Consider the following 10,441-nt stretch of genomic DNA (forward strand, 5'->3'; position numbering starts at 1 on the left):
GACGGCGGGCGAGGGCGCTGGCGTACCGGCGGCGCGGTTCACGCGGCCGGTACGGGGCTCAGTGGCGACAGAGGCCGTCGTCGACGCACCACGCCGAGTTCGCGAAGAGCGCGAGGCACAGCAGCGGAGCCGATGCATACATGCGTGCGAATATACGGAGTGGGGCGCTCCGGATGCCAGGCCGTCTCGCCATGCGGATGGCGACGTGGACAGCAGGCGAGCGGAGAGGCCCCGAAGCAGCGGACTGCCTCGGGGCCTCACACCGATCCGCGTGGCTACAGCGTGCGCTCCAGGCGGTCCGCCACGAGCTTCACGAAGCGGGCCGGCTCCTTCGGCCGGCCTCCCTCGCCGAGTACCGCCAGGGCGTGCAGCAGTTCGGCGGTCTCGGTCAGTTCCGTCCGGTCCTGCTGTTCCGTGTGCGCCCGCTTCAGGGACTTCACCAGCTGGTGCTCCGGGTTGAGTTCGAGGATCCGCTTGGCGTGGGGGACCTCCTGGCCCATGGCCCGGTACATGTTCTCCAGCGCGGGCGTGAGCTCGTTCGCGTCGGAGACGACACAGGCCGGGGAGACCGTGAGGCGGGAGGAGAGGCGGACCTCCTTGACGTCCTCGCCCAGGTGCTCCGTCATCCAGCCGAGCAGCCCGGCGTACTCCTCGCTCTGCGCGTCCTTCTCGGCGTCGCTCTTCTCGTCCTCCGTGCCACCGAGGTCGATCTCGCCCTTGGCCACCGAGCGCAGCGGCTTGCCGTCGTACTCCCCCACCGCGTCGACCCAGACCTCGTCCACGGCGTCGGTCAGCAGCAGCACCTCGACACCCTTGGCCCGGAACGCCTCCATGTGCGGGGAGTTCTCGATGGCCTGCCGGGACTCGCCCGTCATGAAGTAGATGTCGTCCTGGCCGTCCTTCATCCGCTCCACGTAACTCTTCAGCGTGGTCGGCTCGTCGGCGTCGTGCGTGCTCGCGAACGAGGAGGCGGCGAGGATCGCGTCCCGGTTGTCGGAGTCGGTCACCAGCCCCTCCTTCAGGACGGCGCCGAACTCCCGCCAGAACGTGGCGTAGCGGTCCGGCGCGGAGGCCATCAGGTCCTTGACCGTGGACAGGACCTTCTTCGTCAGGCGGCGCTGGATCATGCGGATGTGGCGGTCCTGCTGGAGGATCTCGCGGGAGACGTTGAGCGAGAGGTCCTGCGCGTCGACGACGCCCTTGACGAAGCGGAGGTAGGGCTGCAGCAGTTCCTCGCAGTCGTCCATGATGAAGACGCGCTTCACATAGAGTTGTACGCCGCGCTGGTAGCCCTGGGTGAACAGGTCGTGCGGAGCGTGCGAGGGCACGAAGAGCAGCGCCTGGTACTCGAAGGTGCCCTCGGCCTGCAGCCGGATCGTCTCCAGCGGTTCGCGCCAGTCGTGGCCGATGTGCTTGTACAGCTCGTGGTACTCGTCGTCGGACACCTCGTCGCGCGGGCGGGCCCACAGTGCCTTCATCGAGTTGAGCGTCTCGGCCTCGCGCGCCTCGGCGCCGTCCTCGGCCGGCTCCGGCAGCAGGCGGATCGGCCACGTGATGAAGTCCGAGTACCGCTTGACGATCTCCTTGATCTTCCATTCGGAGGTGTAGTCGTGGAGCTGGTTCTCGGCGTCCGCCGGCTTGAGGTGGAGGGTGACGGAGGTGCCCTGCGGCGCCTCGGCGACCGTCTCCAGGGTGTACGTGCCCTCGCCGCGCGACGTCCAGCGGGTGCCCTCGGTCTCACCGGCGCGCCGGGTCACCAGGGTGACCTCGTCCGCCACCATGAAGCCCGAGTAGAAGCCGACGCCGAACTGGCCGATGAGCCCGTCGGCCCCGGCGGCGTCCTTGGCCTCGCGCAACTCCTCGAGGAACTTGGCCGTGCCCGAGTTGGCGATGGTGCCGATGAGGTGTGTGACCTCTTCGTACGACATCCCGATGCCGTTGTCCCGCACGGTGAGGGTACGGGCCTCCTGGTCGACGTCGAGCTCGATGTGGAGGTCGGTCACGTCGACGCCGGGTGTGTCGTCCCGCAGGGCGGCGAGGCGCAGCTTGTCCAGCGCGTCGGAGGCGTTGGAGACAAGCTCGCGCAGGAAGACATCCTTGTTCGAGTAGACGGAGTGAATCATCAGCTGCAGGAGCTGACGCGCCTCTACCTGGAACTCAAACGTTTCGGTCGTCATGGCTGGTGAGTACCTCACAGGTCCGCGGTCGTCTGCACTGGCGGAAGTCACTCTAGAACAGCCCGGGTTCCCATCGCCGCCGGTCAGCCGTCCTCCAGTACGGCGGCCTCGGCCAGCCAGCCGGTCAGGGCCTCCGGCGGGTTCAGCCGCAGCGCCCTCTCGTCGTTGCCCGTCTCGGACGGCACCTCGACGGTGACGACGACGGAATGGCGGTCCGTGCCCGTACCGAAGAGTCCTTCCGCGTCGAGGCGGGCCATGGCCGTCTCCATCGCCCGCAGTCTCAGGTCGAACTCGGCCTCCCACTCTCCGTCGGGCAGGTCGAAGAGTTCTCCCCGCGCCTCGAAGAGGGGCCGCACCGGCTCCATATGGCGTTCGCCGTAGCCGCAGAACGGGGAGTCTGCGTAGGACCACTTGATGTCCGGCGGCGCGCACCCCTGGCGTGCCGCCTCTTCGGCCAGGGCCTGGACGGACCACGCGGACAGCACCGGCCCGTAGGCCTCGCCGGGGGTGACGAGGGTGCAGTAGTAGAACCGGTGGTCGGGGTGTTCGCGGAACAGGTCCAGGAAGGCGGCGCGGGCCGCGCGGTGGACGGCGTCGACCAGGTCGGTCTCGGTCGGTGGCACGGCATGGGCTCCCGGAGCGCGCGGGGACGGAAAGGGCTCGGTGAGCATAGCTACGGGCACCGACAGCGCTCACGGCAGTCGGCGGACCGGGCCACCTGGGGGCCGGCCTCCGCGGACGCGGGCGCAAGAAGTTCCGTCAACAACGTTGACTCAAAGTCAGGGTGCATGCACATTACTTAAAAGTAGAACCGACCGGTAACCAGCGGTCGCACGCTCGCACAACTCCCGTGCCCACGCCCCGAGAAGAGAGACCACATGCCGAAGCACGCCCTGCGTCGTGTCATGACCGCGTCAGTCGCCCTCGCGGGCACGCTGGCTCTCGGTCTCACCGACGCCACCGCGCACGCCACCCCCTCCCTGGACTACGTCGCCCTCGGCGACAGCTACAGCGCCGGCTCGGGCGTCCTGCCCGTCGATCTCACCAACCTGCTCTGTCTGCGCTCCACGGCGAACTACCCGCACGTCATCGCCTCCGCCACGGGCGCCAACCTCAAGGACGTCACCTGCGGTGCAGCCCAGACGTCCCACTTCACGCAGGCGCAGTACCCGGGCGTCGCTCCCCAGGTGGACGCGCTCAGCACCGGCACGGACCTGGTCACGCTGACCATCGGCGGCAACGACAACAACACGTTCATCAACGCCATCACGGCCTGCGGCTCCGCCGGCGTCCTCAGCGGCGGGAAGGGCAGCCCCTGCAAGGACAGACACGGCACGTCCTTCGTGGACCAGATCGAGACCAACACCTACCCCGCGCTCAAGGCCGCGCTGCGCCGCGTCCACGCCGAGGCTCCCAACGCCCGGGTCGCGGCCCTGGGTTACCCGTGGATCACACCGGCCACCGCCGACCCGTCCTGCTTCGCGAAGCTGCCCATCGCGGCAGGTGACGTGCCCTACCTGCGGGGCATCCAGGCGCGCCTCAACGCCGTCGTCGAGCGGGCCGCGGAGGAGACCGGTGCCACGTATGTGGACTTCTCCAAGGTGTCCGAGGGGCACGACGCCTGCGAGGCCCCCGGAACCCGGTGGATCGAACCGCTGCTCTTCGGACACAGCCTGGTGCCCGTGCACCCCAACGCCCTCGGGGAGCGGCGCATGGCCGAGCACACCATGGGCGTGCTGGGCCTGAGCTGACCCCCACTCCCCCACGTACGCTGGCCCCGTGCCGTCCTCCCGCCTGCGTCGCGTCGCCGTCCTCGTGCTCGAGGGTGCGAAGCCCCTCGACGTCGGCATTCCGGCGCAGGTGTTCACCACGCGCGCGAGCATGCCGTACGAGGTGCGGGTGTGCGGCGCGGCGCCCGGCCTCGTGACCGGCGGTGACGGCCTGTCGTACCACGTCGCCCACGGCCTCGACGCGCTGGCGTGGGCCGACGTGGTCTTCCTCCCCGGTTACCGGTCCCCCGACCTCGACGATCCGCCGCGGGCCGTCGTCGACGCGCTGACGGCGGCCCATGAACGGGGGGCGCGGCTCGCCGCCATCTCCACAGGCGCCTTCGCGCTCGCCGCCACGGGCCTGCTCGACGGCAGGCGCGCCACGACGCACTGGCACTACACGCGGGCGCTCGCGGCGAAGCACCCTCTCGTGCGGGTCGACGAGAACGTGCTGTTCGTGGACGAGGGCAGCGTGCTGACGTCCGCCGGCGCCGCCTCGGGCATCGACCTGTGCCTGCACATCCTGCGCGGCGACCTCGGGGTGGCCGCGTCGAACCACGCGGCCCGGCGCCTCGTCGCCGCTCCCTACCGCAGCGGCGGTCAGGCCCAGTACGTGCCGCGCAGCGTGCCGGAGCCGCTGGGCGAGCGGTTCGCCGCCACCCGCGAGTGGGCGCTGCGCCGGCTCGGCGAACCACTGACTCTGGAGGCCCTCGCCCGGCACGCGGCGGTGTCGGCGCGCACGTTCTCGCGACGCTTCGTCGACGACACGGGGTACACGCCGATGCAGTGGGTCATGCGCGCCCGTATCGACATGTCCCGTGAGCTGCTCGAACGCTCGGAGCGCAGCGTCGAGCAGATCGCCGCCGACGTCGGTCTCGGCACCGGTGCGAATCTGCGGCTGCACTTCCAGCGCATCCTCGGCACCACACCGAGCGAGTACCGTCGCACCTTCGCCCAGGGCGAATAGCCCCGCGACCGCGACCGACCGCAACCGCGGCATCGACCGCACCCCCCGCCTCCGGCGCTTGGCGCGATCCTTGCGAACCATGGCGATCACGCCGCTACCGCCGGCGGACGCCACGGGGGAGCCTGGTGGTGCACCGCATGGCGAACCGAAGGGGCACCACACATGACTCGCATCGGCATCAACGGTTTCGGGCGCATCGGACGCAACGTGCTGCGCGCTCTCCTCGAACGCGACAGCAAGCTCGAGGTCGTCGCCGTGAACGACCTCACGGAGCCCGCCACCCTCGCACGGCTGCTGGCCTACGACTCGACGGCGGGCCGGCTCGGCCGCCCGGTGACCGTCGACGGGGACACCCTCGTCGTCGACGGCCACCGCATCAAGGTGCTCGCCGAGCGCGAGCCGGCGCGGCTGCCCTGGGCCGAGCTCGGCGTCGAACTCGTACTGGAGGCCACCGGCCGCTTCACCTCGGCCGACGCCGCCCGCGCCCACCTCACCGCGGGCGCGAGGAAGGTCCTGGTCAGCGCGCCGTCGAACGGCGCCGACGTCACCCTCGCGTACGGCGTGAACACCGACGCGTACGACCCGGCCGCGCACACGATCGTCTCGAACGCGTCCTGCACCACCAACGCGCTCGCGCCGCTGGCCGCGGTCCTCGACGAGCTCGCCGGAATCGAACACGGCTTCATGACGACGGTGCACGCCTACACGCAGGAGCAGAACCTCCAGGACGGTCCGCACCGCGATCCCCGCCGGGCCCGCGCCGCAGGGGTCAACATCGTGCCGACCACGACGGGCGCCGCCAAGGCGATCGGCCTGGTGCTGCCGAACCTCGACGGCAAGCTGTCGGGCGACTCGATCCGCGTGCCGGTACCGGTGGGTTCGATCGTCGAGCTCAACACGACCGTCGCCCGTGACGTGACGCGGGAGGACGTGCTGGCGGCCTACCGCGCCGCCGCCGAGGGGCCCCTCGCCGGCGTGCTCGAATACTCGGACGACCCGCTGGTCTCCTCGGACATCACGGGCAACCCTGCCTCGTCGATCTTCGACTCGGCCCTGACCCGCGTCGACGGCCGCCACGTCAAGGTGGTCGCCTGGTACGACAACGAGTGGGGCTTCTCGAACCGCGTGATCGACACGCTCGGACTGCTCGCCACGCGCTGAAAGGACGGCCGGTGCGACATCACGGGGGCTCACACGTCACAATGGTGCGATGAGCAATTCCAAGGTTTACTTCGACATCGACATCGACGGCCAGGATGCGGGCCGCATCGTCTTCGAGCTCTTCGAGGACGTCACCCCCAAGACCGCCAAGAACTTCCTCGAGCTGGCCACCGGCGAGCACGGCTTCGGCTACGCGGGTTCCCCGTTCCACCGCGTGATCCCGCAGTTCATGCTGCAGGGCGGCGACTTCACCCGGGGCGACGGCACCGGCGGCAAGAGCATCTACGGCGAGAAGTTCGCGGACGAGAACTTCCAGCTGAAGCACACCGAGCCCTACCTGCTGTCCATGGCGAACGCGGGTCCGAACACCAACGGCTCGCAGTTCTTCGTCACCACCGTCCCCACCCCCTGGCTGGACGGCAAGCACGTCGTCTTCGGCAAGGTCGTCGAGGGCACGGACGTGGTCGACAAGGTCGAGGGCTACGGCTCCTCCCCGGCCGGCCGCACCTCCGCCAAGATCACGGTGCGGGAGTCCGGCAAGATCTGAGGGCTGATCGGCCGCACGGGAACCTGAATCGACGGGGCTCATCGCACACGGTGCGGTGAGCCCCGCCCCGTCCCGTCTGGTGAGGGGCGCCAGGTGGTGCGACGCTGGGGTGGAGAGGCGTCCGAGCGAGGCAACCCGGGAGGGCCGATGGGACGGGACGTCCCGGCGCTGGTCTTCACCCGCGAGGACCGCCGCCGGTACCGGAGCAAGATGCAGGAGTGCCTCGAGGCCTTCGCGCAGATGCTGCGCGAGTCACGGTTCGAGACGGAGCGGCCCCAGGTGGGGCTGGAGATCGAGCTGAACCTGGTCGACGACGAGGCCGAGCCGGCGATGTGCAACAGCGACGCGCTCGAAGCGATCGCGGACCCCGCCTGGTCCACCGAGCTGGGCCGGTTCAACCTGGAGATCAACATCCCGCCCCGCGCCCTGACGGCGGGCGGCCCCGACGCCTGGGAGACCGAGATCCGCGCCGCCCTGAACCACGCGGAGGACCGCGCCGAGTCGGTCGGCGCACATCTGATCATGGTCGGCACCCTGCCCACGCTGCGCCACTCGGACGTGGGCGAGGCCGCCCTGTCGGAGAACCCGCGCTACCGGCTGCTCAACGACCAGGTGTTCGCCGCCCGGGGCGAGGACCTGCACATCGAGGTGGACGGCGTCGACCGCCTGCGGACCTACGCGGACACGATCACACCGGAGGCCGCCTGCACCAGCACGCAGTTCCACCTCCAGGTCTCCCCCGACGAGTTCGCCGACTACTGGAACGCGGCCCAGGCGATCGCCGGGGTCCAGGTCGCCCTCGCCGCCAACTCGCCCTTCCTGCTCGGCAAGGAACTCTGGCACGAGAGCCGTATCCCGCTCTTCGAGCAGGCCACCGACACCCGGCCGCAGGAGATCAAGGCGCAGGGCGTGCGGCCCCGCGTGTGGTTCGGGGAGCGGTGGATCAACAGCGTCTTCGACCTCTTCGAGGAGAACCTGCGCTATTTCCCGGCGCTGCTGCCCCTGTGCGACGAGCAGAACCCCGCGGAGACACTGGACCGCGGCGACATCCCCGAACTGGGCGAGCTCACCCTCCACAACGGCACCATCTACCGGTGGAACCGGCCCGTCTACGCCGTCGCCCACGACAAACCGCATGTCCGGGTGGAGAACCGCGTACTGCCCGCCGGCCCGACCGTCGCCGACACCCTCGCCAACGGCGCCTTCTACTACGGGCTCACCCGCGCCCTGGTGGAGGAGGAGCGGCCGGTGTGGTCGCGGATGTCCTTCTCGGTCGCCGAGGACAACCTGCACACCGCGGCCCGGCACGGCATCGAGGCACAGCTGTACTGGCCCGGCGTGGGCGAGGTGACCGTGCCCGAACTCGTCCTGCGGCGGCTGCTGCCGCTGGCGCACCGGGGACTGGAGCTCTCCGGCATGGACGCGGCCTGGCGGGAGCCGCTGCTCGGCATCATCGAGCAGCGGTGCGTCACCGGGCGCAACGGCGCGGTCTGGCAGAAGGAGATGTTCCACCACATCGACGCCTCCGCCCATCCGGGCCGCCACGAGGCCCTGCGCCGGATGACACAGCAGTACATGGACTACATGCATCTCAACGCCCCGGTCCACACCTGGCCGGTCGACTGAGGGCCGGCGCCCCGCGCGGCACGCGCCCAGGACCAGGGAGGCGGCAGACGATGTGCCGATGGCTTGCCTACTCGGGAACGCCCGTGCTGCTGGAGACCATCCTCTACCAGCCGCAGCACTCACTGATCGACCAGAGCCTGCACGCCCGGATGGGCGTCGAGACGACGAACGGGGACGGATTCGGCGTCGGATGGTTCGGTCCCGAGATGACGACACCCGCGATCGTGCGGGAGATCGGTCCGGCGTGGAGCAACCGCAATCTGCGGGAGATCGCGAGCCATGTCCGCTCGCCGCTGTTCTTCGCGCACATCCGGGCCTCGACGGGCAGCGCGGTGCAGCAGACCAACTGCCACCCGTTTCGCCACGGCCGCTGGATGTGGATGCACAACGGCGCGATCGCCGATTTCCACCGCGTCCGGCGCGACCTCGCCCTGGCCGTCGATCCGCGGCTCTACACGCACATCGAGGGTTCGACGGACTCGGAGATGATGTTCTTCCTGGCCCTCACGTTCGGCCTGGAGGACGACCCTCCGACGGCCGTGGCACGGATGGCGGGGCTGGTGGAGCAGGTCGGACACGAGCACGACGTGGAGTACCCGCTGCAGATGACGGTCGCCGTCACCGACGGGCTGCGGCTGTGGGCCTTCCGCTACTCCAGCCAGGCGGAGTCACGGTCGCTCTACTACAGCTCACGTGTGGAGAGCCTGCGTGCCCTCCAACCCGACCTGCCGTTCCTCCGGGAGGCGTCCGACGAGACCCGCCTCATCGTCTCGGAACCCCTGGGCGACCTGCCCGGCGTCTGGAACAAGGTGCCCGAGAGCAGCTACGGCGTCGTCCAGCCCGAGGGCGATGCCATGCTCCCCTTCGCCCCGCAGCCCGTCGGACCCCGTTGACACGGGCGCCGGGAGATCACACAATCGGTGCCATGACCACATACCGGTTCGGCACCACGGCGGAGTGTCCCCGCGTGCCCGAACGAACCGGATGTGAGCGCTCCGGCCGATAACGGCCGTCTTCGAACCGAGGGCCCGACGCGTACCGCGTCGCGAGCCGATCGGTATTTCTTCCGGCGAACAGTCCGGAACACCTTCATTTCCCGGGCCGTCCGGCGATGACGTCGTACCGCCGTGGCCCGGCACTGCCCGTACCGCCGCACAAGGGGAGGACTCCCATGACCGTCACGGCTGCCGTACCGAGCACCGGCCTGCGAGAAGCACGCATTCCACAGGACGGGATGTACGAGGGCCGGCGCGTGCTGCGCCGACTGCCCGCAGGGTGGGAGGAACGGCCCTACGAACTCTTCGAGGTCGTTCCGCAGGCGCGCACGATCGGCGCCGAGATCAGAGGCGTCGACCTCTCGCGCCCGCTCGATGCCGCACTGCGCGAGGAGCTGAACCGCGCCCTGCTGGAGTGGAAGGTGCTGTTCTTCCGCGCCCAGCACCTCACCTCCGACCGGCAGCGTCATTTCGCGGGTCACTGGGGCGAGTTGGAGACCAACCCCCTGCTCGCCGCCGGTTCCAGCGAGGACGTCGTCCGCTTCGACAAGGCCGACGGGGCGACCCCGACGTACGAGAACGTCTGGCACACCGACGTCACGTTCCGCGAGCGGCCGGCGCTCGGCGCCGTCCTCCAGCTGCGCGAGGTCCCGCCGTTCGGCGGGGACACCATGTGGGCGGACATGGCGGCCGCCTACGACAACCTCCCGCAGGAGGTGAAGGACCGCATCGACGGTGCCCGCGCCGTGCACGACTTCATCCCCGGCTTCGCGAGGTTCTACGGTCCCGAGCGGCTGATCCCCCACCAGGACCTCTTCCCGCCCGTGGAGCACCCCGTCGTGCGCGTCCACCCCGAGACCGGGCGGCGCATGCTGTTCGTCAACACCTCCTTCACCACTCACATCACCGGCATGGACCGGGACGAGAGCGACCGGCTGCTGCGCTTCCTCTTCCAGCAGGCGCACGTTCCCGAGTACCAGGTGCGCTTCCGCTGGCAGCCCGGGGACGTCGCCTTCTGGGACAACCGCGCCACGCAGCACTACGCCGTGGGCGACTACGGCTCCGACCGCCGCGTCGCCGAACGCGTCGCCATCGAGGGCGACCGTCCCTTCTGACCCCGCGCGCACCGGGGGCGGGGGGGGGGGTCCGTCGCCTCCAGCCCCAGGTCCCGCTCTGCCGGGTCCTTTTCCTCTCTCGCG

9 protein-coding genes are annotated in these 10,441 nt (G+C 70.0%); 7 read left to right on the plus strand and 2 right to left on the minus strand.

Features of this window, described 5'->3' with window-relative positions; genetic code table 11:
- Positions 1-275 precede the first annotated feature (275 nt).
- Together htpG and ACFCZF_RS22970 are read right to left on the minus strand one after the other, a co-directional pair.
- Positions 276-2,177: a molecular chaperone HtpG gene (gene htpG, locus ACFCZF_RS22965; RefSeq protein ID WP_376673231.1), complete on the minus strand. Its 1,902-nt coding sequence runs from the start codon at positions 2,175-2,177 to the stop codon at positions 276-278.
- Between the two features lie 83 nt (positions 2,178-2,260).
- Positions 2,261-2,800 carry a DUF4303 domain-containing protein gene (locus ACFCZF_RS22970; RefSeq protein WP_376673232.1) on the minus strand — a complete coding sequence of 180 codons (540 nt, stop codon included), beginning with the start codon at positions 2,798-2,800 and terminating at the stop codon, positions 2,261-2,263.
- A 255-nt stretch (positions 2,801-3,055) separates the two neighbouring features.
- On the opposite strand from ACFCZF_RS22970, the gene ACFCZF_RS22975 reads away from it, so the two are divergent.
- The 7 genes from ACFCZF_RS22975 to ACFCZF_RS23005 all read left to right on the plus strand — a co-directional run bounded on the left by ACFCZF_RS22975 (position 3,056) and on the right by ACFCZF_RS23005 (position 10,357).
- Positions 3,056-3,928, plus strand: a complete 873-nt coding sequence (locus tag ACFCZF_RS22975) for an SGNH/GDSL hydrolase family protein (protein WP_376673233.1) — start codon at positions 3,056-3,058, stop codon at positions 3,926-3,928.
- 28 nt (positions 3,929-3,956) lie between these two features.
- The gene (locus ACFCZF_RS22980) at positions 3,957-4,913 is read left to right on the plus strand and encodes a GlxA family transcriptional regulator (RefSeq protein ID WP_375923219.1); all 957 of its coding nucleotides are present in this window, start codon (positions 3,957-3,959) and stop codon (positions 4,911-4,913) included.
- A gap of 162 nt (positions 4,914-5,075) precedes the next feature.
- Entirely contained in the window at positions 5,076-6,074 is a 999-nt protein-coding gene (gene gap / locus ACFCZF_RS22985; protein WP_376673234.1) for a type I glyceraldehyde-3-phosphate dehydrogenase, read from the plus strand.
- A 49-nt stretch (positions 6,075-6,123) separates the two neighbouring features.
- Positions 6,124-6,621, plus strand: coding sequence for a peptidylprolyl isomerase (locus tag ACFCZF_RS22990; protein ID WP_375923225.1), 498 nt, complete (start codon positions 6,124-6,126; stop codon positions 6,619-6,621).
- Between the two features lie 147 nt (positions 6,622-6,768).
- The gene (locus tag ACFCZF_RS22995) at positions 6,769-8,247 is read left to right on the plus strand and encodes a glutamate-cysteine ligase family protein (protein WP_376673235.1); all 1,479 of its coding nucleotides are present in this window, start codon (positions 6,769-6,771) and stop codon (positions 8,245-8,247) included.
- A gap of 50 nt (positions 8,248-8,297) precedes the next feature.
- Positions 8,298-9,140: a class II glutamine amidotransferase gene (locus ACFCZF_RS23000; RefSeq protein WP_376673236.1), complete on the plus strand. Its 843-nt coding sequence runs from the start codon at positions 8,298-8,300 to the stop codon at positions 9,138-9,140.
- A 278-nt stretch (positions 9,141-9,418) separates the two neighbouring features.
- Positions 9,419-10,357, plus strand: coding sequence for a TauD/TfdA dioxygenase family protein (locus ACFCZF_RS23005; RefSeq protein WP_376673237.1), 939 nt, complete (start codon positions 9,419-9,421; stop codon positions 10,355-10,357).
- The last annotated feature ends 84 nt before the right edge of the window (positions 10,358-10,441 follow it).

Origin of the sequence: Streptomyces sp. NPDC056296 (assembly GCF_042268605.1) — a bacterium.
In the GTDB taxonomy this organism is placed as follows: domain Bacteria; phylum Actinomycetota; class Actinomycetes; order Streptomycetales; family Streptomycetaceae; genus Streptomyces.

What these genes read in the sequence shown, in the direction of transcription:
- htpG (WP_376673231.1), bottom strand. Translation starts at nt 2,177, where the DNA reads ATGACGACCGAAACGTTTGAGTTCCAGGTAGAGGCGCGTCAGCTCCTG.
- ACFCZF_RS22975 (WP_376673233.1), top strand. Translation starts at nt 3,056, where the DNA reads ATGCCGAAGCACGCCCTGCGTCGTGTCATGACCGCGTCAGTCGCCCTC.
- gap (WP_376673234.1), top strand. Translation starts at nt 5,076, where the DNA reads ATGACTCGCATCGGCATCAACGGTTTCGGGCGCATCGGACGCAACGTG.
- ACFCZF_RS22990 (WP_375923225.1), top strand. Translation starts at nt 6,124, where the DNA reads ATGAGCAATTCCAAGGTTTACTTCGACATCGACATCGACGGCCAGGAT.
- ACFCZF_RS22995 (WP_376673235.1), top strand. Translation starts at nt 6,769, where the DNA reads ATGGGACGGGACGTCCCGGCGCTGGTCTTCACCCGCGAGGACCGCCGC.
- ACFCZF_RS23000 (WP_376673236.1), top strand. Translation starts at nt 8,298, where the DNA reads ATGTGCCGATGGCTTGCCTACTCGGGAACGCCCGTGCTGCTGGAGACC.
- ACFCZF_RS23005 (WP_376673237.1), top strand. Translation starts at nt 9,419, where the DNA reads ATGACCGTCACGGCTGCCGTACCGAGCACCGGCCTGCGAGAAGCACGC.